This window comes from Streptomyces sp. NPDC060194 (assembly GCF_042728285.1).
GTDB lineage: Bacteria > Actinomycetota > Actinomycetes > Streptomycetales > Streptomycetaceae > Streptomyces.
Window position 1 is genome coordinate 21,834 of record NZ_JBHWZH010000045.1, and the last position, 20,811, is coordinate 42,644.

The window sequence follows — 20,811 nt, forward strand, 5'->3', positions numbered from 1 at the left end:
CGGGCGCCGGTCTTGTCAGGAGCGGAACGAACGGAGGCCCGGAACCTTCGGCCTGGCCGGCGAGGGAGGTCCGAAACGCTCGGCTCGGCCGGCGAGCGGTGGCCCAAGTACTCGGCTCGGCTGGCGAGCGGTGGCCCAAGTACTCGGCTCGGCTGGCGAGCGGTGGCCCAACACATTCAGCCCGGCCGGCGTTTGAGGCCACCGGCCGGAGGCCGGTACCCGCGGCGAAGCCGCGAAGCCATGGTCGCCCGCCGCCCAAGGCCGCCGCGCCCTGGTCGCCCGCCGCCCAAGGCCCCCGCCGCGAAGCCCACGCCGCCGCCGCTCTAGGCCTCGCGTCGCCCGAACGCGAACCCCGCCCCGAGCACCAGCAGGTACGGCGCCCCGACGAACAACGCCATGTACTGGAACGGCGCCAGCGCCACGATCAACGCCACGACCGCGAACAACGCACTGACGACGCCGATCCACCGGCTCACCGCCCCCTGCCGGAACGCCGCCACGACCAGCGCCGCCGCCGTGAGCAGCAGCCCCGTCCACAGCCATCCGTACGTGCCGAGCTGGGCGAGCTGGGTGATGACCGTGTCCGGGTCCGCCTTGTCGCGCTGCTGCACCGCGAAGAACGACTCCGTCCCCATCCCCGTGCCCACCAGGGACATCACCCCCGTGAGCAGCAGCCCGAGGTAGGCGGTGACCGGCACCAGACTGCCCGCCGGGCACTGCCGCTCCAGCCGCCGCCGCAGTCCGGCCGCGAACAGCACGGCCCCGAACGCGGCGAGCGTGAACGCGAACTGGACGGCGTAGACCCACCACATGTGGGAGTCCTCCAGCTTGCCGACCATCAGCGCGTTGTCGCGCAGGTCGCTCTCCGCGTACGGCCACAGCGGGCCGGCTGCGGCGAACACCAGCACGCCGCCGATCCCCGCGGCGATCGCTCCCCAGGCCCAGCCGCGGCCCTCCGCGACCGCGGCCCGGGCCTCGCCGGGCCCGGCGCCGTGCGGGGCGTGTGCGGAGCCCGCCGCGGGCGTCCCCGTCGTGCCCGGCGACTCCGTCGCCCCCGTCGCCCCCGTCGCCCACGCGGATCCCGACCGTCCGGTCCCGTCCGCCGCCCCCGTCACCTGTGCTGACATGGCTCCCCCTGCTCTCCTTGTGCGTTCCCGATGAGGCGCGCGGGGGCCCTCCCCCTGGCCCTGTCCCCCGAGGACCTGGCCCCCCGGGCCGTCGAGCCCCCGCGCGGCACCCACCCTCGCGCGCCCGGCGTCCCGGCCGCATGGGACGGATGTCCCGCCCGTTCGGGCTATTCGGGGGGCGGCCGGGAACAGCGTTGCGGGGCACGCACGTTGAACAGCCGTCAGGTCACGCGCACCACCTCAACCGCACCGCAACGAAGCGAGGAGTCGGAAAGATGGCGTTGTCACCGCAGGACCGCGAGGCGTTCTTGGCCGAGCCGCACATCGGAGTCCTGTCCGTCACCCGCGCCGACCCGGACCGCGGCCCCCTGTCCGTCCCGATCTGGTACGACTACGAGCCCGGCGGCGACCTCTGGGTGCTGACCGGCGCGGACAGCGCGAAGGCCCGCGCCATCCAGGCGGCCGGCCGCTTCACCCTCGTCGCCGAGGAGGTCCAGCCCTCCGTCAAGTACGTCTCCGCCGAGGGCCCCGTCCTCTCCGTCACCGACGCGACCGACGAGGAGCACCGCGCGATGGTCGTCCGCTACCTCCCCGCGGACAAGGTCGAGGGCTACCTCAAGGCCGCCGAGGCCTACGGCCCGCAGGTCAAGATCACCATCCACCCCGACCACTGGCTCTCCGCCGACATGGGCACCCTCTGACCCTTCGGCCCTCTGATCCCGTCGGCCCCTCCCGCACCCCGGGCGGGGCCCGACGGGGTCAGTAGTGGTACCGCGCCGCGAGAACGACGATCTCCTGGTCCGTGACCAGGTAGACGAGCCGGTGCTCGTCGTCGATGCGCCGCGACCACGCCCCGGGCAGGTGGTACTTCAAGGGTTCGGGTTTGCCGATCCCGGTGAACGGGTCACGCTTCACGTCCTCGATCAGCCGGTTGATCCGAACCAGCATCTTGCGGTCGTTCCTCAGCCACGACGTGTAGTCGTCCCACCCCTGGTCCTCGAAGGCGAGCCTCACTCGCCACCCGCCGCCCGGTCCGGTGCGTCAGGGTCGATCAGCTCCCGCTCCGAAACGTCGATATGCGCCAGCGCGTTCTCGTACGCCTTGAGCAGGCGCCGGGCGTTCGCAGGCGATCGCAGCAGGTAGGACCCCTCGCGCAGCGCGGCGTAGTCCTCCGCCGACATGAGCACCGCGTTGCCGTGCTTCGAGACGATCTCGATCGCCTCGTGATCGTCGTTCACCTTCTTGATCAGCGGAAACAGACCCTTGCGCGCCTCGCTCGCGGTTATCGACATGACTCGCCCCTAACGCCGCAGTGGTACTTGATAACGTACCACTCCGTCCCTCCGGCAGCCCCCTGCGCCGAAGGGCCGGTCCCGAAGCTGCGCTCCGGGACCGGCCCTTCTCATGACGTGCCCCCGGCAGGATTCGAACCTGCGACACCAGCTTTAGGAGAGCTGTGCTCTATCCCCTGAGCTACGGAGGCGGGCCGCCCGTGGTGGGCGGTGGTGACAGGTTAGCCGATCGGGTCGGGGGAGCGGGCGGTGGAGGGGCCCGGGGGCGGCGGGGTGCCGCGGGGCCGGGCCGGTGCGGGTGGGAGATCGGCACCGGCCCGGCGCGGGAGGGAGATCAGTACTTGGTGTACTTGACCCACTCGTAGCGCGCGGTCAGCGGGGTGCCGGGGTAGGTGAACGGGCCGGTCCAGCCGTCGACGCCGGTGGCCGGCCAGACGTTGGTCATGATGCGCATCGGGCGGGTGGGCAGGGGCCCGCGCGAGCCGTTCTCCTGGTGGACGAGGCGGCCGTCGACGAACCAGTTGATGGTGCCGCCGTTCCACCACTCGATCGCGTAGTCGTGGTACCCGGCGGCCGCGTCGAAGCCGAGGTTGATGACCGTCTCGTGGCCGCCGACGCCGTTGGTGAAGTAGTTGGTCTGCATCTGGGTGGTGTTCTTGCCGAGGATCTCGACGTCGATCTCGTCCCAGACCTGGCCGTCGGACGGGCCGGTGTAGGTGAAGAAGCCGGTGACGACGCCGGAGCGCTTGACCGCCTGCAGTCTCGCCTCGAAGCGGCCGTAGGTGAACAGGTCGTTGGAGCGCAGCTCGCCGGCCGCGTACGGCTTGCCCGAACAGGCCGACGGGCAGCCGGTGTTGCTGATGTTCTGTCCCATCACGCCGCCGCTGTACCAGGTGTGGTCGGCGCGCCAACCGGCGTTGAACATGCCGCCGTTGCTCCAGCCGTCGGCCTTGTGCCAGCGGGCTGTGTCGAAGCTCGTGAAGTTGTCCGTGAAGCTGCCGCCGATGGCCGCGTGGGCCGCCGGGCTGAACATCGGGGTGAACACCAGCGCGAACGCGGCGGACACGGCGAGAAGCCAGTGCCGGACGCGGGAACGGTGGGGTGACGGGGACGTGCGGAATCGCATATCGGCCTCCGGGGGAACGAGCCGCAGCAGTGCTCGACGAGCGGCTGTGGGGGTTGGGATCGCTCCCAATCGAGTTAACACCGCGTTCAACTTCAGGACAAGAGAGGTGACATGAGTTCGTCGAAGGGTTCGCTGCACACCAGCTCAGAGGCGCCCGAGCGACTCCCTCCTCCGCGTCTCGGGACTGGAAGCGCTCCCGGTCGCATACACCGGACCCTGCCGTCCGTAACCCCGCGCGCCGTACTCTGCCCGGATGACGATCACACCGACGCGGTTCACCGTCGAACTCCCGGACGGGCCGCTCGCGTTGCCGGGGGCGGCGCCCGAGGTGTGGATGGCGGGCGCGCGGGAGTACCCGGCCGCGAGCCGGGTGGACGTCCTGGACGAAGGCGAGCGCAGACGCGCGGCCACGTTCGTGCGGGACGCGGACCGGGAGCTGTACACGGTCGCGCACGTGGCGCTGCGGATGCTTCTCGGCCGCTATCTGGCGGCGGATCCGGCCGAGTTGGCGCTGACGCGGCTCGCCTGCCCCGGCTGCGGCGAGCCGCACGGGCGGCCCGCGGTCGAGGGCGTCCCGCTGCACTTCTCGCTCTCGCACAGCGACGGGACCGCCGTCCTGGCCTTCGCCTCCCTGCCGGTGGGCGCCGACGTCGAGCGGCTGCCGGAGGAGCGGGTGGTCGGCGACGTCGCGCCGCACCTCCACCCCCGCGAGGCGGCGGAGCTCTCCGCGCTCGACGACTCCGCCCGCCCCGGCGGTTTCGCCCGCGTCTGGGCGCGCAAGGAGGCCTACGTCAAGGGGCTCGGCATCGGCCTCGCCCGCGGCCTCGACCGCGACTACGTCGGCTCGGGCCCGGTCCCGCACAGCCCGTCGGGGTGGCGGATCACCGACGTGGCGGTCCCGGACACCCACCGCGCTGCCGTGGCGACGGCGGTGGCCGGAGGGTGGTGACGCGGGGCCGCCGCGTCAGCGACGCACCTCGACGCGCCCGCCCCGGCGCTCACCCGCCCGTGCCGGCGCGCCCCCGCGCTCACCCCTCCGTGCTCGCCCTCCCCGCGCTCACACGTCCTTGCCGGCCCCCGAGCCGCGCCCGCCGTACTCCTTCGACTTCTTGATGCCGGCCGTGATCCGGTCCATGTCCGCGAGCGTCGGCGCCTTGCTGTCGATGTCGAAGCCGGAGCGGACGAGGACGATGGTGGCGGGGTCGTGGGGGGAGGGGAAGGCGAGGGACTGGACGTAGCCGTCGTCGCCCTTCTCGGTGACGACCTTCCAGCGCACCTGGTAGCCCTTCAGGCCGGCGACGGTGACGGGCTCGGAGGACAGTTCGGTGTGCGAGGTGATCTCGCCGTAACTGGCCGCGCCGTAGGACTCCTTGGCGTTGCCCTCGATGTCGGCGAGCGCGGTCTCCTTGGCGGTCTTCTCGTTGCGGTCCCAGGCCGCGGCCGGCGCGGAGAAGACCCCGCCGCGGACGCAGGAGCCCTCGCCGCCGCCGGGGCAGTCGTACGCGCCGGTGGTGACGCCCGCGCCGACGGGCGCGGAGCTGCCCTCCCAGCCGTCGAGCACGGGGATGCTGACACCGGCCGCGAGGTCGGTGGCGAAGCCGGGCTCGGACTCGGGCACGGTGGGCGCGGCGGAGTCCGGCGCGCCGGGCGGCTCGGATGCGCGCGGCCCGTCCGACGGGCCCCGGCTGACGCCCGGCCCGGCGTCCTGGGCCCGCGCGCCGCCACCGCCGTCGCCGCTGTTGAGCAGCAGCACGCCGCCGACGGACGCCGCGGTCAGCACGACCGCGACGGCCACGCCGGCGACGGTCTGCCGCCGCCGGCGCCGGCGCGACGCCTCGTCGTCGTGCGGCGGGTACGGGAAGCCGTAGGCGGGGCCCTGGCCGTACGCGGCGCCTTGGCCGTAAGCCGGGCCCTGGCCGTACGCGGGGCCGGGGGCGTACGACGGGGCGCCGTAGGACGGGTCCGGCGCGTACGACGGGGCCGGGCCGAAGCCCTGCGGCGGGCCGTCGGGCACCGGCGGCGCGCCCGGGGGAGTCGTCGCCGCGTCGGGGCCGGACGCCGCCGCGCCGGACGCGTCGCGGGTGTATCCCGTCCACCGCTCGCCGTCCCACCAGCGCTCGAGGGCCGGGCCGTCGCCTGTGTGCCCGGGGTCGCGGTGCCAGCCGGGCGGGGTCTGCTGCGTCACGCCACGACCGTAGCCCGACCGGGTGAGAATCGGATGAAGGGGTGGCGCATTCGTTGCCTCTGTGGTGAGTGCATCGATCTTGACGGGGGTACGAACGCGGGCATAGCGTCCGGAAGGTCAGAGTCGACTGAGCAAGCGCTTAGAGAGGCCGTGGTCGCACGTGTCCCACCCCGATCGAGACCGCTCCGGGCAGCCGGGCGCCGACCGCGACCGCACCGCCCTCCTCAGTGCCCCCGGCGCCCCCTTCGAGGTCGCGCGCGACGAGGCGACCGGCGCGCTGACCTACGTCTCGGGCCCCCGCACCCTGCGCGAGTTCGCCGAGACGGTGTGGGCGTACCGCGACCGCCCCTTCCTGGTCGCGGAGACCGGCACGTACACCTACGGCGAGTTCCTCGCCGCGGCCTCCGCGCTCGCCGTCCGGTTCACCGACGGCTACGGGCTGCGCCCCGGCGACCGCGCGGTGATCGCCATGCGCAACCACCCGGAGTGGCAGATCGCCTTCTGGGCCACGCAGTTGGCCGGTCTGGTCGCCGTCCCGCTGAACGGCTGGTGGACCGAGGCGGAGTTCGCCTACGCGCTCGACGACTGCACGCCGCGCCTGCTGCTCGTCGACGGCGAGCGGCTGCCGCGGGTCCGGGGCTGGGTCGAGCGCCGCAACGCGCAGGCGGAGAAGGGGAGTCAGGGCGGCGGCCCGGACGCGCACGTGACGGCGGCGCGCGTGGTGACGTTCCACCACCACCGCGAGGACGACATCGAGCGGTACGAGGACTTCCCGCCCGCCGACCCGCTCACCGCCCCGCCGGCCGTCGAGGTCCGCCCCGAGGACGACGCGACGATCCTCTACACCTCCGGCACCACCGGCCGGCCCAAGGGAGCCGTCGCCACCCACCTCGCGCAGTGCGGAGCGGTCGCCAACTCCCTCTACGTGGCCGCCGCGCAGGCGATCGACAAGGGCGAGACGCCCGGCGGCGGCCCGGTCCCGGTGCAGCTGATCACCTTCCCGTTCTTCCATGTCGCCGCTTTCACCGGGGTGTTCGCCTGCATGTCCCGCGGCGGCGTGCTCGTCATGCTGCACAAGTGGGACCCGGCCAAGGCGCTCGCCGCGATCCGCGAGCACGGCGTCACGCACTTCGGCGGCGTTCCCAGCACGGCGCTCCAACTCCTGTCCGCCGCAAGGGAGTCGGGCGACGACCTCGGCGGGCTGGTCGGCATCGGGATCGGCGGTGCGGCCGCCCCGCCCGGCCTCGTCACCCGGCTCACCGCCGCCCACGGGGAGCGCATCGAGCCGCGCAACGGCTACGGCCTCACCGAGACCTGCGGCGGCGTCCTCGCGGTCTACGGCGCCGAGTACCGCGCCCACCCCGACGCGGTCGGCCGCCCCGCGCCCGCCGTCGAGGTCCGCCTCGACGCGCACGGCTCGCGGGACGGCGAGGAGGTGGGCGAACTCCTGCTGCGCGGCCAGTCGTTGATCCGCGGCTACTGGGGCGACGACAAGGCCACCGAGGCCGCCTTCACCGACGACGGCTGGTTCCGCACCGGCGACCTCGCGGTCGTCCGCGACGGGCGGGTCTCCGTGATCGACCGGCTGAAGGACATGGTCCTGCGCGGCGGCGAGAACGTGTACTGCGTCGAGGTCGAGTCGGTGCTCCACGACCACCCCGACGTGCTCGACGCGGCGGTCGTCGGCGTCCCCCATCCGGTGCTCGGCGAGGAGGTCGCGGCCGTCGTGCAGCTGCGGGACGGGGCCGCGGTCGGGGAGGACGGGCTCCGCGCGCACGTGGGCGCGTCCCTGGCCGCGTTCAAGATCCCGTCGGTGGTCGTGCTGCGGGACGACGAACTGCCGCGCAACCCCACCGGCAAGATCCTCAAGCGCCGCATCCGCGAGGAGCTGCTCGCCCGGGGCTGAGCGGGTCCGCGCAGGTCAGCGGCGGGTGACCCGCACGGTGTGCTGCCCGTCGCCGTCCGCGTCGAGCACCTCGATCCGCAGCCCGTTGTCGTCGTCGGTGAACGTCCCGCCCTCCACGTACGTCGCGTCCGACAGCTCCGGATGGACGTTCGGCAGCCGCGTGCAGCCCCCGCTGTCGGGCGTGGCGTCGGAGACGGTGACCGGCCCGCGCCCGGTGTCGACGTTCGCGTCGACCCGGTAGACCAGCACGCCCGGCCGGCAGACGCCCTCGTCGTTGCCGCCCTGGGTGCGGACCTCGACCGCGTACCCCGTGCTGTCGTCCAGGGGGACGAAGACGAGCCGGGTGGGCGGACCGGGCTGCGCCTTCGGGCGGTGCAGCGGCTGGAGCCGGTACTCGGTGCGGCCGGGGGCGGGCGCGCAGGCGATCTGGGAGTCGTCGAGCCAGCCCAGCTTCCACTTGTGCCAGCCCAGCAGGTCGTTGTTCGCCCCCCAGTCCTCGGACATGATGTCCCAGTGCCCGGCCGCCCCGCCGCCGTCGGGGGTGTAGAGGTCGGGCAGGCCGAAGGCGTGGTTGTTCTCGTGCGGCAGCACCCGGAACCCGGTCTGCCGGTACGAGCCCGAGCCGTCGTCCTGGCGGCTGTAGACGAACGACACGTTCCCGAGCCGGACGCCGTCCGCGCGCGGGGCGTCGCCGTTGCCGGAGAAGGTCACCGACAGGACGGTCTCCAGGGCCGAGGGGCCGGCGTTGGGGGTCACCAGGACGTTGACCAGGTCGTAGCGGTCGAAGTCGACCCGGTCGTCGGCGGCCGCGGCGATGTCCTTGAGCAGCTTGCGATAGCCGGGCTCGAAGGGGGAGCCGCGCTCGATGCCGTACGCCTCGAACGGCCTGGGCATGCGCAGCCAGCCGGGTATCGGACGCTCCGGGCGGTAGTCGAGGCGGCCGTAGGAGCTGGTGGTGAACCACTGGGTGGTCTGCGGGAAGAACTCGGCGTAGCGGTGGGAGGCGGGGTCCTCGCCCTGGGCGTCGGAGAAGTCGATCATCAGGGTGAGGGCGCGGATCCGGCCGGTGCTGCGCGCGTACTCGTCGCCGGTGGCCAGCCCGGCCGACAGCTGCACGCCTTTGGCGCCGGCGATACGGCAGGGCGCGAGCCGGGCCTCGGCCGCCGAGAGGGAGCCGTCGGGGCCCGTCCCCGTCCGCGCGGAGGCGCCCGCCGGCGGCCCGGGGCGGTGCAGGCCGCCCGCCGAGGCGGTGGCGCCGGCCCCTATGGCGAGCGCGGTCAGGGTCGCCAGCGCCGTCCTGCGGCGCGGTCTGCGGACCGGGGAGTGGGGGTGCTCCATGCTGCTCACACTCGAACGACACGCCGGGGCGCGCGCGGTGGGCTGAGCCGATCGTGGGATTTCCGCGGACGGAAGGTGTGACCGGGGTCACAGGAAGGGCGGGAAATATCCGGGGACCGTCTCCCCGTTTACCCCGTGTCGCCGTGAAACGGGGAAGGGGTCCCCGGATGCGGCGGCGGAACGATCGAAGGAACCGGTTCGCGACGACGCGGGCCGTCCGTACGCATCGACCCACCGACCCACCGAAGGGAAAGCCGCGATGAGCGCGCACACGGCGACGAAGGTCACCGGCGGTCCGGCGGACGGCACCGCGGAGGTGCCGTCGACCGCGACGGGGCCCGCCGGCGCGCCCCGCGGCCGTGCCCCGCGCGCCCCCCGCGCCGACGCCCTGCGCAACCGCGAGCGGATCGTCGCCGCCGCCCGCGAGATGTTCGTCGAGTTCGGCCCCGACGTGCCCCTCGACGAGGTCGCGCGCCGGGCCGGGGTCGGCAACGCCACCCTCTACCGCAACTTCCCCGACCGTCATGAACTCGTCGAGCACGTCGTCCTGTTCGTCATGGACCGGACCGCGGAGGCGGCGCGCGCCGCCCTGGCCGAGGAGCCGGACCCCTTCCAGGCGCTCCGGCGCTTCACCCACGCGGCGGCCGACGAGCGCATCGGCGCGCTCTGCCCGCTGCTCTCCGCCAGCTTCGACCGCGACCACGCCGAGCTGCACGCCGCGCGCGAGCAGCTGGAGCGGGCCGTCGAGGAGCTGATGGCCCGCGCCCGCGCGGCCGGACGGCTCCGCGGCGACGTGGCCGTGGGCGACCTCATGGTCGCGCTCTCCCAGCTCACCCGGCCGCTGCCCGGCAGCGGCTGCATCGACTTCGACCGCTTCGTGCACCGGCACCTCCAGCTGTTCCTGGACGGTCTCGAGGCCCCGGCGCGATCCGCACTCCCGGGCTCCGCGGCCACCCTGGAGGACCTCCGACGCCACGACTGAGCCCGCGCGCGGGCTCGGTGCGCACCGGCCGCCGCCGTGCGGCCCCGCCGACCCGATTTTTCGTCCGATTCTTCGACTTTTCGCATCTTCCGAGCCACGAGGTAGCCACTCCCATGCCACAGACAGCCCTGCCCGATCCCAAGCGCTGGAAGGCCCTGGCCTTCATCGCCCTCGCCCAGCTGATGGTCGTCCTCGACGCGACCATCGTGAACATCGCCCTGCCCTCCGCCCAGCAGGACCTCGGCATCTCCGACGGCAACCGCCAGTGGGTCATCACGGCCTACGCGCTCGCCTTCGGCGGCCTGCTCCTGTTCGGCGGCCGCGTCGCCGACATCTGGGGCCGCAAGCGCACCTTCGTCACCGGCCTGATCGGCTTCGCCGCCGCCTCCGCCCTCGGCGGCGCGGCCAACGGCGAGGCCATGATGCTCGGCGCCCGCGCCCTCCAGGGCCTCTTCGGCGCCCTGCTCGCGCCCGCCGCGCTCTCGCTGCTCGCGGTGATGTTCACCGACGCCAAGGAGCGCGCCAAGGCGTTCGGCATCTACGGCGCCATCGCCGGCGGTGGCGGCGCGGTCGGCCTCATCCTGGGCGGCGTGCTCACCGAGTACCTCGACTGGCGCTGGACGTTCTTCGTCAACATCCCGTTCGCGGTGATCGCCGTCATCGGCGCGCTCTCCGTCATCCACGAGCCGGCCGGCCAGCGCAACCGCGCCGCGCTCGACATCCCCGGCGTCTTCCTCTCCACCCTCGGCCTGGTCGCGCTGGTCTACGGCTTCACCCGCGCCGAGTCCGACGGCTGGTCCGACGGCGTCACCATCGGCATGTTCGTCGCCTCGGTGGTGCTGCTCGCCGCGTTCGTGTTCGTCGAGTCCAAGGTGAAGAACCCGCTGCTGCCGCTCCGCGTGCTCCTGGAGCGCAACCGCGGCGGCGTCTACCTCTCGCTCGGCCTCGCGATCATCTCCATGTTCGGCCTCTTCCTCTTCCTGACCTACTACCTCCAGGTCGTGAAGGGCTACACGCCGGTCACCACCGGCTTCGCCTTCCTCCCGATGATCGCGGGCATGATCACCGGCTCCACGCAGATCGGCGCCCGCCTGATGACCCGCGTCCCCGCGCGGGCGCTCATGGGCCCCGGCTTCCTGGTCGCCGCCGCCGGCATGCTGCTCCTGACCCAGCTGGAGACCGACACCTCCTACGCCGGGCTGATCCTCCCCGCCCAGCTCCTGCTCGGCCTCGGCATGGGCACGGCGTTCATGCCGGCGATGTCGCTGGCCACCTACGGCATCGAGCCGCGTGACGCCGGTGTCGCCTCCGCGATGGTCAACACCTCGCAGCAGGTCGGCGGCGCGATCGGCACCGCGCTGCTCAACACGATCGCGGCCTCGGCCACGACCGCGTACCTGACGGACCACGCCGCGGGGGCCACGAACCCGAAGCTGCTCCAGGCGCAGGCCATGGTCGAGGGCTACACCAGCGCGATCTGGTGGGCGGTCGGCATCCTGGTCGTCGCCTCGGCGATCGCGTTCACCTTCATCAACGCGGGCAAGCCCGACATGGACCCGGCCGTGGGCGCGCCGGGTGCGGACGGGGACGAGGTGCTGGTGCCGGTCATGGCGCACTGAGGCCCGACCCGCCGCTGCTCCCGGCCGACGGCCCCTCGCGACGACCCTCGTGGTCGCGCGGGGGGCCGTCGGCCGTGCCGGGGCGGGAATAGACGGCGAGCAACAGAAGGTTCAACGTTCAATAACGTTGCCGGAGTCCTGGGAGCCCGCCGTGTCGGACCGCATGCCCGCCCTCTACCTCTCGCACGGCGCGCCGCCCCTCGCGGACGACGCCCTGTGGACCGGCCAGCTCGCCGCGTGGTCGGCGGACCTGCCGCGGCCGAAGGCGATCCTGGTCGTCTCCGCCCACTGGGAGGAGGCCCCGCTGGCACTCGGCGCCACGGCGGACGGCGTCCCGCTGGAGTACGACTTCTGGGGCTTCCCCCGGCACTACTACGAGGTCACCTACCCGGCCCCCGGCGCGCCCGCGCTCGCCGAGTCCGTCCGCAAGCTGCTCCGCGCGCCCGGCACCCCCGTCCAGGACGTCCCCGCCCGCGGGCTCGACCACGGGGCGTACGTACCGCTGGTGGAGATGTACCCGGACGCCGGCATCCCCGTCCTGCAGGTCTCGATGCCGACTCTCGACCCCGTGCGCCTGATGGAGATCGGCCGCAGGCTCGCCCCGCTGCGGGACGAGGGGGTGCTGATCGTCGGCAGCGGGTTCTTCACCCACAACCTGGCCGCGCTGCGGCAGGGCGGGGTGCCTGCGTGGTCGGCCGAGTTCGACGCCTGGGGGAGCGAGGCGCTCGCGGCCCAGGACGTCGACGCGCTGCTCGATTTCGAGGCCGTCTCCCCGGCCGGGCGGCTGGCCCACCCCCGGACCGAGCACTTCGCGCCGCTGTTCGTCACCCTCGGCGCGGCGGAGGGAGAGCTGGGGACGGGGCGGAGCGTGATCGACGGGTTCTGGATGGGGCTCGCCAAGCGGTCGGTGCAGTTCGGCTGACGGGCGGGGCGCCCGGTGCTTCGCAGGGGTCGGCTCTACGGGGCGCCCGGCGCTTCGCGGGGTCGGCTCTGCGGGGCGCCGGGTGGGTGCGGGGGGTGCGGGGGGCCTCAGCCCCGCCCGGCGCCGAGCGCCTTCTCGTACCAGCCCACGTCGTGGTAGACGCCGAACTTCCGGCCGACCTCGCGGAACGTCCCCACCCGCACGAAGTCGAACCGCTCGTGGAGGCGGACGGAGGCCTCGTTCGGCAGGGTGATCCCGGCGTACGCGCGGTGCACGTCCTCGTCGGCCAGCGCCTCGAAGAGCGCCTTGTACAGGAGCGTGCCGATCCCGCGCCCTCCGGCGTCGGGTGCGCAGTAGACGGTGGCCTCCACCGAGGTGGCGTACGCGGCCTTCGGCCGGAACGGGCTGCTGGTGGCATATCCGAGCAGCTGTTTCGACGCCCGATCCTGGGCAACCAGAAGACGGTGAGGGCCGTCTTCCCGGTAGTGGCGCAGCCAGGGGAGACGCTGCTCGGGAGTCAGGACGGTCGTGTCGAAGGTGATCGCCGTCTCACGGATGTAGTGGTTGTAGAGGTGGGTGAGAGCGGTGAGGTCGGCCTCGATACCCGGCCTGACCTGCACTTCCGATGACTCCGACACCACTGGACTCCTTCACTTGCCGACGCTCGGCCGGACAGGGTACTGCATGATCGCGAAAATACGGCCGGAACAGGGGAATTCTGTCCGGATTCCAGTCGTTGTATCCATCGAACGGGCGGTACCCGGTAGGTGTGCCGTCCACCACGGCAAGCCGTCCCCGGCCGCTGCCGACCGCGTTCCGACTCACACCTAGGGAGCACTCGCATGGCAACCCGTGCCGTCGCCCGTCGTACGTCCGCCTCCGGCGGGACCGACCGGGCAAGCCGTGTTCGCGCCGTCAGCGGGGAGATCGCCGACCGTGACCTGGTGGGCATGTACCTCGACGAGATCGCGCGGACTCCCCTGCTCGACGCCGCCAAGGAAGTGGAGCTCTCCCAGATCCTCGAGGCGGGTGTGTACGCCCAGGAGATCCTGGACGGTGCGGTCGAGAGCGACGCCGGCGGCGCCTCCCGCGAGGAGCTGGAGGCCCTGGTGGCCGACGGCGAGCGGGCCAAGGACGTCTTCATCCGCTCCAACCTGCGCCTGGTCGTCGCGGTCGCCCGCCGCTACCCGCGCAGCGGCCTCCCCCTGCTCGACCTGATCCAGGAGGGCAACGCGGGCCTGGTCCGCGCGGTCGAGAAGTTCGACTACGCCAAGGGCTTCAAGTTCTCCACCTACGCGACCTGGTGGATCCGCCAGGCCATCACCCGCTCCATAGCCGACCAGTCGCGCACGATCCGGCTCCCCGTCCACCTGGTGGAGGAGCTCGGCCGGATCCGCCGCGTCCAGCGCGAGTTCAACCGCGAGCACGGCCGCGAGCCGGAGCCCGTGGAGATCGCCGCCGAGCTCGACACCAAGCCCGAGCGCGTCACCGACGTCCTGGACTGGGCCCGCGACCCGGTCTCGCTCAACATGCCGGTGGACGACGCCGGTGAGACCCAGTTCGGTGACCTCCTGGAGGACTCCTCCGCGGTCTCCCCCGAGCAGTCCGTCCTCACCCTGCTCCGCAGCGAGGAGCTGGACGACCTGATCGGCCGGCTGGACAACCGCACGGCCTCCATCATCAAGATGCGCTACGGCATCGAGGACGGCCGGGAGCGCACCCTCACCGAGGTCGGCAAGGAGCACGGCCTGACCCGCGAGCGCATCCGCCAGATCGAGAAGCACGCGCTCCTGGAACTGAAGAAGCTCGCCCGCGACACGGGGTTCGACGCGGCGGCGTGAACGGGCGGGCCTGCCCCCTTCCCCGCAACGCCGCATTGCGGGGCTCGCGCGCGTCGGAGTGCGACACGGGTCACACCCGTGGCCTCCTGTCCCCATGCGGACGGAAGCTGACCGCGAGCCCCGTTAGTTTCTTCGTATGACCTCTCTTCCGAGCAAAACCCCCGCAGGGGCGTCCGCGCCCGACGGCCGCCGGTGGTTCGCGCTCGCCATCGTGATGACCGCCGCGTTCATGGATCTCGTCGACGTGACCATCGTCAACGTCGCCATCCCCAGCATCACCCGCGACCTGGACGCGTCGTTCAGCTCCATCCAGTGGATCACCGCCGGGTACGCGCTCGCCTTCGCCGCCGGACTCATCACCGGTGGCCGGCTGGGAGACATCCACGGCCGCAAGCGGATCTTCCTCATCGGTGTCACCGGCTTCACCGTCGCCTCGGCGCTCTGCGGCTTCGCCGCGAACCCGGAGATGCTGGTCGCGGCCCGGCTGCTGCAGGGCGCGATGGCCGCGCTGATGGTGCCGCAGGTGCTCTCCATCGTGCACGCCACGTTCCCCGCGGAGGAGCGCGGCAAGGTGTTCGGCCTCTTCGGCGCGATCGTCGGCCTCGGGGCCGTCTCCGGGCCGCTGCTCGGCGCACTGCTCACCGAGTGGGACCTCTTCGGCCTCGGCTGGCGGCCGATCTTCCTCATCAACCTGCCGATCGGCGTCGCCGCGGTCGTCCTCGGGCGGCGGTTCATCTCCGAGTCCAAGGCCCCCCGCGCCCTCCGGCTCGACCTCGTCGGCGTGGTCCTCGCGGTCACCGCGATGCTGATGCTGATCTACCCGCTGACCCGCGGCCGCGAGCTGGACTGGCCGCTGTGGGGCTTCCTCGTGATGGCCGGCAGCCTCGTCGTCTTCGCGGTCTTCGTCCGCTACGAGAAGGCCAAGACCCGGCGCGACGGTTCCCCGCTGGTCGAGCTGTCCCTGTTCCGGGTGAAGAGCTTCGCGGCCGGCATCGCCGTCCAGCTCACCTTCGGCGTCGTGATGGGCATCTTCTTCCTGGTCTGGACGCTCTACATGCAGATCGGGCTCGGCTGGAGCGCCCTGCGCGCCGGTCTCACCGGTGTCCCGTTCTCCGTCGCCGTGTCCGTCGCGGCGGGCCTGTCCGTGCAGTTCCTCGTGCCGCGCTTCGGTCGCAAGGTGCTCCAGGCGGGCGCCCTGGTCATGGCCACCGGCGTGGTCGTCTACCTCTGGGAGGCCGACCACTACGGGCTCGGCATCCACAGCTGGCAGATGGCCCTCCCGCTGGCCGTGATGGGCCTCGGCATGGGGCTCATCGTCGCCCCGCTCACCGACGCGGTCCTCTCCGAGGTGCCGCGCGAGCACGCCGGGTCGGCGTCCGGGCTCATCAACTCCGTGATGCAGATGGGCAACGCGCTCGGTCTCGGCCTCGTCTCGGTGGTCTTCTTCGGGCAGGTCGCGGACGGCCTGCGGCCGCCGGCCATGAACCTGGCCTACGCCGACGCCTTCGTGCACGCGATGTGGTGGGTCGCCGGGGTGCTCGTGGTGATCTTCCTGGTGATGTTCGCCCTGCCGGCGAAGCCCCGGCTCGGTGCGGAGATGGCGGCCGAGGAGGCCGTCGTGCCCGGGCCGGCGGGCGAGCGCGCCCTCGTCTGACCTCCGCCGCACCGGCCCGCGGTCGGCCGCCCCGCGCCCCGTACGGCTCCTGCCGAGCGGGGCGCGCGTCACATGACGCGGGCCCGCCGCTCCATCGCCGCATGGGCGGCGGCCTCGCTGCCGTACACCTCGCACATGTGCCGGCCGTCCGGCGTCGCCGTGTGCTCGACCTCCCACAGGCTGACCTCGCGGCCGTCCCGCAGCAGGAACGCGTGCTCGTACAGGGCGTAGGAGGCGGGGCGGCCGAAGGCCTGCACGATCTCGTGCGCCACCGCCTCGCGGAGCGCCAGGGCCGCGTCCTCGCCGGGACGGTCGGGGTTCTCCGCCCGGCGCAGCAGCCGCCGGGCGTGGTCCGCGGAGTCGTCCGACCGGTACTCCCGCGGCCGGTCCTCCATCGCCGTCCCGAGCGGGACCACCGCCAGCAGGTCGAACTCCAGGCCGCCCGCCACCTCGTCCAGCCCGCCGGCCGGCAGCGGCAGCCGGGAGGCCGCCACCCGGACCTCCTCCTCCTCGGTGTACACCTCGCACTGCGGGCGGCCGTCCGCCGAGGCGTTGTGCACCAACTCCCACAGGGTCACCACCGAGCCGTCCCCGAGCAGCAGCGAGTGCCGGTAGGTCTCCCGGTGCAGGCCCGAGCCGTGCCGCGACGAGTGCAGGGAGACGTCGTAGGTCAGGGCGGTGTCCAGCCGGGCGACCGTCTCGTCGGGCAGGTCGAAGGAGTTCAGCGCGCGGCCGAGCAGCCGGTTCAGGTGCTCCTCGGGCGTGTCCCCCGCACCGGTCGTGCCCGGTACCGGGGTGTCGTACGGATCGCTCACGGGCCCTCCCCGAGCCTCGCTGTCTGCCACACCGCGGACGCACACCGTAGCCCCTCGCTCCGGTGACAGGTCCAGGGATCGGTGAAACGAACCGTGATCCCGCATCGTTCCCGTGCGCTTTCCTCACATCCGGTGCTGCCACATCCACTCCGGTCGGAACCGGTCCGCTCACCTCCGTCCGAACAGCTCCCGGTAGGAGGGGAAGAGCCCGCCGGGGCCGTCCACCGGCTCCGCCGCGAGCATCGCCGCGACGACCGCGTCCTGCACCGCGTCCGCACCCGCCGCAAGCACCTCGTTGAGCTCCGCCGCCGCCGTCGCCCCCTCGCCGGTGGCCAGCGCGAACACGGTGTCCCCGTCGTGCATCAGGTGCACCGGGCGGACCGCCCGGGCCAGCCCGTCGTGGGAGGTCCCGGCGAGCTTCAGCGCCTGCGGCCGGGTCAGGGCCGCGTCGGTCGCGACCACGACGAGGGTGGTGTTGAGCGGCGGCCGCGCCGCCGCCTCCGACCGCCGGCCGGTCTCCGCGCGCGCCTCCTGCCAGGCCCGCAGCGCCGCCTCCAGGACATCCCCGGCCGGGTACTCCGGCCTGCCCCGCCCGTACCGCCCGTAGAGCACCCCCGTCCCCGGATCGACCGGCGAGCCCACCGCGTTGACCACCGCCAGCGCCCCCACCACCGCGCCGGAGGGCGTCCGCACGCTCGCCGTCCCCACCCCGCCCTTCAGCCCGCCGGCCACCGCACCCGTGCCCGCACCCACCGCGCCCTGCGCCACCCCGACCGCCGTCGCCGCGTCCTCGGCCGCCGCCCGGCCCTCCGCCGCCCCCGGGCGGGCGCGCCAGTCGCCGCCACGTCCCAGGTCGAAGAGACAGGCCGCCGGCACCACCGGCACCACCTGCGCGGGACCGGGGCCGATCCGGAAGCCGCGCCCCTGCTCCTCCAGCCAGGCCACCACCCCGCCCGCCGCGTCCAGCCCGAACGCGCTCCCGCCCGTCAGCACGACCGCGTCGATCCGCTCGACCAGGTTCCGCGGGTCCAGGGCGTCGGTCTCCCGTGTCCCCGGGCCGCCTCCGCGCACGTCCACCGCCGCCACCGCGCCGCCCTCCGGTGCGAGGACCACCGTCGTCCCCGTCAGCCAGCCGTCCCCGGTGCGGGTGGCGTGCCCGACCCGCAGGCCCGGCACGTCCGTCAGCGCGCCGCTCGGACCCGGCCCGCTCGTCGTTGTCGATGAAGAAGTCATGGGCCCCTGCGTACCACCCGGCGGCGGCCGGCGGGTGGACGCGGCGGCGGCCGTACCCTGGAGACATGAGCGACACCCCCGTGCCCGCCCCTGCCTCCGGGGCCGGTCCCGACCCCCGCCCCGGCGCGACGGCCCCGGGATCCGCCGCCGGAGGACCCGCCGGCCCGGCAGACGCCGCGGCCCGCAGGCCGCGGCCCGCGCTGGTCTTCGACGACCCGCTGGACCGGCGGTCCTCGGACGACACCGACCGGGGCTGGGGGGAGCGGCCCGCCGCCTCCGGCAGCGCGGCCGACCTCGCCCGCTTCCTCGACGAGAAGCCGCCCCACCACATCTGAGCCCGGGCTACGGCGCGGCGTACCCCGTCCCACCGGACCCGTTGCGGCCGCCGCTCGCGGCGGAGCCGGCCGCACCGCTCGGTCCGCGCTGGGAGACCATCACGTCGCGGATCTCCTTCAGCACCTCCAGCTCGGTGACCTCCAGCGTCTCCGTGACGGCCTCCTTCTGCGCGGTGCGCGCCGCCCGCGCGGCCAGGTACCTGGCCATCGGCAGGACCATCAGGAAGTACACGACCGCCGCCGTGATCAGGAAGCTGAGCGCGGCGCTGAGGACCGAGCCCCACATGATCATGATGCCGGTGGCCGGTGCGCTGTCCGTCGCCGCGACGCAGGGGCCCTTGAGGCAGGACGAGTAGCCGTCGAGGTCCTGGGTGCCGAAGGCGCCCACCAGCGGGTTGATGACGCCGTTGACCACGGAGTTGACGACGTTGGTGAAGGCGGCGCCGATCACGACGGCCACGGCCAGGTCGATCACGTTCCCGCGCATCAGGAACGTCTTGAAGCCGTCCAGCACGCTCGGTCTGTCCTGGGACGGGGTGTTCTTCTCGCTCATGGCCGCAACGTACGGCAGGCCCCGGAGCGGGTGTCCAATCCGTTGCCCCGATGCGGTGAAGGGCCCGAACGCCGGTACGGACGAGGGAGATCAGGACGGTCAGCACAGCGCCACCGCCAGCCGCGCCGTCTCGCCCGCCCCCGCGAGCCGCACCGCGGTCGCCCGCGGGACGCTGAGGACGACCAGTGCCCCCTCGCGCTCGGCGGCCTCACCGGCCCGGGGCTCCGGCACCCGGGCCACCCGGGCGCCGGCCGCGATCAGCCGGCTGCCGGACCCTCCCGCGGCAACCACGTCCACCCGGTCGCCGGGCCGCAGCAGCCGCACCGCCGCCGGGTCGGCGATCCGCACCGGGGTGCGCCGCAACTCCACGGGCCGGGTCGGCCGTTCGGCGGCGACGGTCGCGGCACCCGCGGGGGAGCCGTGCCCCTGGCCAGGCTCCGGCCCTCCGCCGCCGGTGGCCGTCCCGAGCAGGACGGCCACCGCGGGTACGCAGCACGCGGTGAGGACCCACCGCCGGACGGGGCCGGCGCGCCCGAGCCGGAAGCGCCCGCCGCGCACCCGCACCGGTGGGAACGGCGGGACCGGGCGCGGGGCGGGGAAGGAGGGGGCGGGGAGGGCGGAGAAGGAGGAGTGCGGGAGCGAGAGGGTGGGTGCGGGCACGGACACGGCTGCCTCCGGGTGTCGGGAGAGCGCCGGTGCGTCCGGCGCGCTCCACACGATTCCCGACCCGGCAAGATCCCGCCGAAGGCTGTGCACGGCCCACAGCCTGTGGACAACTCGCTCACCCGCCGGGGTGACCGCCCGCCTGCGGCCAAGCGCGTCGCGGCCCATCGTGCCCGCCGCCCCGCCGCGTCCCGCGCCCGCCGCGTCCCGCTTCCCGCGCCCGAGCCGCCTTCCGCACCCGCCTCCCGCGCCCGAGCCTCCCGCCCCGCCCCGAAGGGCTACGGCAGCCGGATGCCGGGGTCGACCCCGCCCAGCGCCCGCGTGCACAGGCACTTCCGGTCCGCGGTCGCCGGCAGAGCCGCCACCGCGTCGAAGAGCACCCCGCGCAACCGGTCGACGTTGCCCGCGAAGACCTGGAGCACCTCCTCGTGCGAGACCCCCTCGCCGGTCTCCACTCCGGCGTCCAGGTCGGTGACCAGGGTCAACGACGTGTAGCACAACTCCAGTTCGCGGGCGAGGACCGCCTCGGGGTGGCCGGTCATCCCCACCACCGCGAAGCCGAGCGCAGCGTGCATCCGCGACTCCGCGCGGGTCGAGAAGCGCGGGCCCTCCACCACGACCAGGGTGCCGCCGTCGACCGGCTCCCAGTCCCGGCCCCGCGCCGCCGCCACCGCCGCGGACCGCCCCACCGGGCAGTACGGGTCGGCGAACGTGGTGTGCACGACGTTCGGCACCGAGCCGTCCGGCAGCGGGAGGCCGTCGTAGAAAGTCTGGGCGCGGTCCTTGGTGCGGTCGACGAGCTGGTCGGGTACGAGCAGCGTGCCGGGGCCGTGCTCGACGCGCAGTCCGCCGACCGCGCACGGGCCGAGGACTTGGCGGACGCCGACCGAGCGCAGCGCCCACAGGTTCGCGCGGTAGTTGATGCGGTGCGGCGGGAGGTGGTGGCCGCGGCCGTGCCGGGGCAGGAAGGCGACCCGGCGTCCGGCGACCGAGCCGAGGAACAGGGAGTCGCTGGGCGGCCCGTAGGGGGTGTCGACCTGGAGCTCGGTGACGTCCTCCAGGAACGAGTAGAAGCCCGACCCGCCGATCACGCCGATCTCGGCGTCCCGGTCCGCGGGCGCCCCGGCCCCGTGCGCGCTGTGTGCGTTCGTCGTCATGCCGAGCACCCTAGGCGAGGGCGCAGAGCGCCCGTAGGGGCCCCGCGCGGTGTGCGCGGGGCC

21 protein-coding genes and 1 tRNA gene are annotated in these 20,811 nt (G+C 73.7%); 9 read left to right on the forward strand and 13 right to left on the reverse strand.

Features of this window, described 5'->3' with window-relative positions; all coding sequences use genetic code 11:
* Positions 1-323: 323 nt before the first annotated feature.
* On the reverse strand, positions 324-1,127 hold the full coding sequence (locus ACFWEG_RS12850; RefSeq protein WP_387213139.1) for a hypothetical protein: 804 nt from the start codon (positions 1,125-1,127) through the stop codon (positions 324-326).
* 275 nt (positions 1,128-1,402) lie between these two features.
* Between ACFWEG_RS12850 and ACFWEG_RS12855 the strand changes: the two genes are divergently transcribed.
* Positions 1,403-1,828 (forward strand): pyridoxamine 5'-phosphate oxidase family protein, encoded by a 426-nt coding sequence (locus tag ACFWEG_RS12855; RefSeq protein WP_387213142.1) that lies wholly within the window; start codon positions 1,403-1,405, stop codon positions 1,826-1,828.
* Positions 1,829-1,886: 58 nt separating this feature from the next.
* Here ACFWEG_RS12855 and ACFWEG_RS12860 read toward each other — a convergent pair whose 3' ends face one another.
* The 4 genes from ACFWEG_RS12860 to ACFWEG_RS12875 form a co-directional block, all read right to left on the reverse strand.
* Positions 1,887-2,141 carry a Txe/YoeB family addiction module toxin gene (locus ACFWEG_RS12860; RefSeq protein ID WP_387213145.1) on the reverse strand — a complete coding sequence of 85 codons (255 nt, stop codon included), beginning with the start codon at positions 2,139-2,141 and terminating at the stop codon, positions 1,887-1,889.
* On the reverse strand, positions 2,138-2,419 hold the full coding sequence (locus ACFWEG_RS12865; protein WP_387213148.1) for a type II toxin-antitoxin system Phd/YefM family antitoxin: 282 nt from the start codon (positions 2,417-2,419) through the stop codon (positions 2,138-2,140). Before ACFWEG_RS12865 ends, ACFWEG_RS12860 begins: the two co-directional genes overlap by 4 nt.
* Positions 2,420-2,537: 118 nt before the next feature.
* Positions 2,538-2,610 (reverse strand) — tRNA-Arg (locus tag ACFWEG_RS12870).
* 143 nt (positions 2,611-2,753) lie between these two features.
* Positions 2,754-3,545, reverse strand: a complete 792-nt coding sequence (locus ACFWEG_RS12875; protein ID WP_387213151.1) for a glycoside hydrolase family 16 protein — start codon at positions 3,543-3,545, stop codon at positions 2,754-2,756.
* A 253-nt stretch (positions 3,546-3,798) separates the two neighbouring features.
* Between ACFWEG_RS12875 and ACFWEG_RS12880 the strand changes: the two genes are divergently transcribed.
* Positions 3,799-4,494 carry a 4'-phosphopantetheinyl transferase family protein gene (locus ACFWEG_RS12880; protein WP_387213154.1) on the forward strand — a complete coding sequence of 232 codons (696 nt, stop codon included), beginning with the start codon at positions 3,799-3,801 and terminating at the stop codon, positions 4,492-4,494.
* Positions 4,495-4,602: 108 nt separating this feature from the next.
* Here the strand turns inward: ACFWEG_RS12880 and ACFWEG_RS12885 are convergent, their stop codons facing one another.
* Complete coding sequence (locus ACFWEG_RS12885) at positions 4,603-5,730, reverse strand: DUF2510 domain-containing protein (protein ID WP_387213157.1); 1,128 nt, start codon at positions 5,728-5,730, stop codon at positions 4,603-4,605.
* A 160-nt stretch (positions 5,731-5,890) separates the two neighbouring features.
* On the opposite strand from ACFWEG_RS12885, the gene ACFWEG_RS12890 reads away from it, so the two are divergent.
* A complete protein-coding gene (locus ACFWEG_RS12890) occupies positions 5,891-7,636 on the forward strand; it encodes a class I adenylate-forming enzyme family protein (protein ID WP_387213160.1) in 1,746 nt (581 codons plus the stop codon).
* A 15-nt stretch (positions 7,637-7,651) separates the two neighbouring features.
* Here ACFWEG_RS12890 and ACFWEG_RS12895 read toward each other — a convergent pair whose 3' ends face one another.
* A complete protein-coding gene (locus ACFWEG_RS12895) occupies positions 7,652-8,974 on the reverse strand; it encodes a M6 family metalloprotease domain-containing protein (protein ID WP_387213163.1) in 1,323 nt (440 codons plus the stop codon).
* Positions 8,975-9,233: 259 nt separating this feature from the next.
* Between ACFWEG_RS12895 and ACFWEG_RS12900 the strand changes: the two genes are divergently transcribed.
* The 3 genes from ACFWEG_RS12900 to ACFWEG_RS12910 all read left to right on the forward strand — a co-directional run bounded on the left by ACFWEG_RS12900 (position 9,234) and on the right by ACFWEG_RS12910 (position 12,497).
* On the forward strand, positions 9,234-9,956 hold the full coding sequence (locus ACFWEG_RS12900) for a TetR/AcrR family transcriptional regulator (protein ID WP_387213166.1): 723 nt from the start codon (positions 9,234-9,236) through the stop codon (positions 9,954-9,956).
* 113 nt (positions 9,957-10,069) lie between these two features.
* Positions 10,070-11,575 carry an MFS transporter gene (locus tag ACFWEG_RS12905; protein WP_387213169.1) on the forward strand — a complete coding sequence of 502 codons (1,506 nt, stop codon included), beginning with the start codon at positions 10,070-10,072 and terminating at the stop codon, positions 11,573-11,575.
* Positions 11,576-11,738: 163 nt separating this feature from the next.
* The gene (locus ACFWEG_RS12910) at positions 11,739-12,497 is read left to right on the forward strand and encodes a dioxygenase (RefSeq protein ID WP_387213199.1); all 759 of its coding nucleotides are present in this window, start codon (positions 11,739-11,741) and stop codon (positions 12,495-12,497) included.
* Positions 12,498-12,604: 107 nt separating this feature from the next.
* On the opposite strand, the gene ACFWEG_RS12915 is transcribed toward ACFWEG_RS12910, so the two are convergent.
* The gene (locus ACFWEG_RS12915; protein ID WP_387213172.1) at positions 12,605-13,138 is read right to left on the reverse strand and encodes a GNAT family N-acetyltransferase; all 534 of its coding nucleotides are present in this window, start codon (positions 13,136-13,138) and stop codon (positions 12,605-12,607) included.
* Positions 13,139-13,339: 201 nt separating this feature from the next.
* Between ACFWEG_RS12915 and ACFWEG_RS12920 the strand changes: the two genes are divergently transcribed.
* Positions 13,340-14,338: an RNA polymerase sigma factor RpoD/SigA gene (locus ACFWEG_RS12920; RefSeq protein ID WP_387213175.1), complete on the forward strand. Its 999-nt coding sequence runs from the start codon at positions 13,340-13,342 to the stop codon at positions 14,336-14,338.
* A 136-nt stretch (positions 14,339-14,474) separates the two neighbouring features.
* Complete coding sequence (locus tag ACFWEG_RS12925) at positions 14,475-15,992, forward strand: MFS transporter (RefSeq protein WP_387213178.1); 1,518 nt, start codon at positions 14,475-14,477, stop codon at positions 15,990-15,992.
* 68 nt (positions 15,993-16,060) lie between these two features.
* On the opposite strand, the gene ACFWEG_RS12930 is transcribed toward ACFWEG_RS12925, so the two are convergent.
* Both ACFWEG_RS12930 and ACFWEG_RS12935 read right to left on the reverse strand, forming a co-directional pair.
* Complete coding sequence (locus ACFWEG_RS12930; protein WP_387213181.1) at positions 16,061-16,807, reverse strand: DUF6227 family protein; 747 nt, start codon at positions 16,805-16,807, stop codon at positions 16,061-16,063.
* A 168-nt stretch (positions 16,808-16,975) separates the two neighbouring features.
* Entirely contained in the window at positions 16,976-18,040 is a 1,065-nt protein-coding gene (locus ACFWEG_RS12935; RefSeq protein WP_387213184.1) for a P1 family peptidase, read from the reverse strand.
* A gap of 65 nt (positions 18,041-18,105) precedes the next feature.
* Here ACFWEG_RS12935 and ACFWEG_RS12940 point away from each other — a divergent pair, with 65 nt between their 5' ends.
* Complete coding sequence (locus ACFWEG_RS12940; protein ID WP_387213187.1) at positions 18,106-18,375, forward strand: hypothetical protein; 270 nt, start codon at positions 18,106-18,108, stop codon at positions 18,373-18,375.
* Positions 18,376-18,382: 7 nt separating this feature from the next.
* Here the strand turns inward: ACFWEG_RS12940 and mscL are convergent, their stop codons facing one another.
* From mscL to ACFWEG_RS12955, 3 genes are all read right to left on the reverse strand, one after another.
* On the reverse strand, positions 18,383-18,928 hold the full coding sequence (gene mscL / locus ACFWEG_RS12945; RefSeq protein ID WP_387213190.1) for a large conductance mechanosensitive channel protein MscL: 546 nt from the start codon (positions 18,926-18,928) through the stop codon (positions 18,383-18,385).
* 99 nt (positions 18,929-19,027) lie between these two features.
* Positions 19,028-19,594 carry a hypothetical protein gene (locus ACFWEG_RS12950; protein ID WP_387213193.1) on the reverse strand — a complete coding sequence of 189 codons (567 nt, stop codon included), beginning with the start codon at positions 19,592-19,594 and terminating at the stop codon, positions 19,028-19,030.
* Between the two features lie 275 nt (positions 19,595-19,869).
* Positions 19,870-20,748: an S-methyl-5'-thioadenosine phosphorylase gene (locus tag ACFWEG_RS12955; RefSeq protein ID WP_387213196.1), complete on the reverse strand. Its 879-nt coding sequence runs from the start codon at positions 20,746-20,748 to the stop codon at positions 19,870-19,872.
* Positions 20,749-20,811 lie beyond the last annotated feature (63 nt).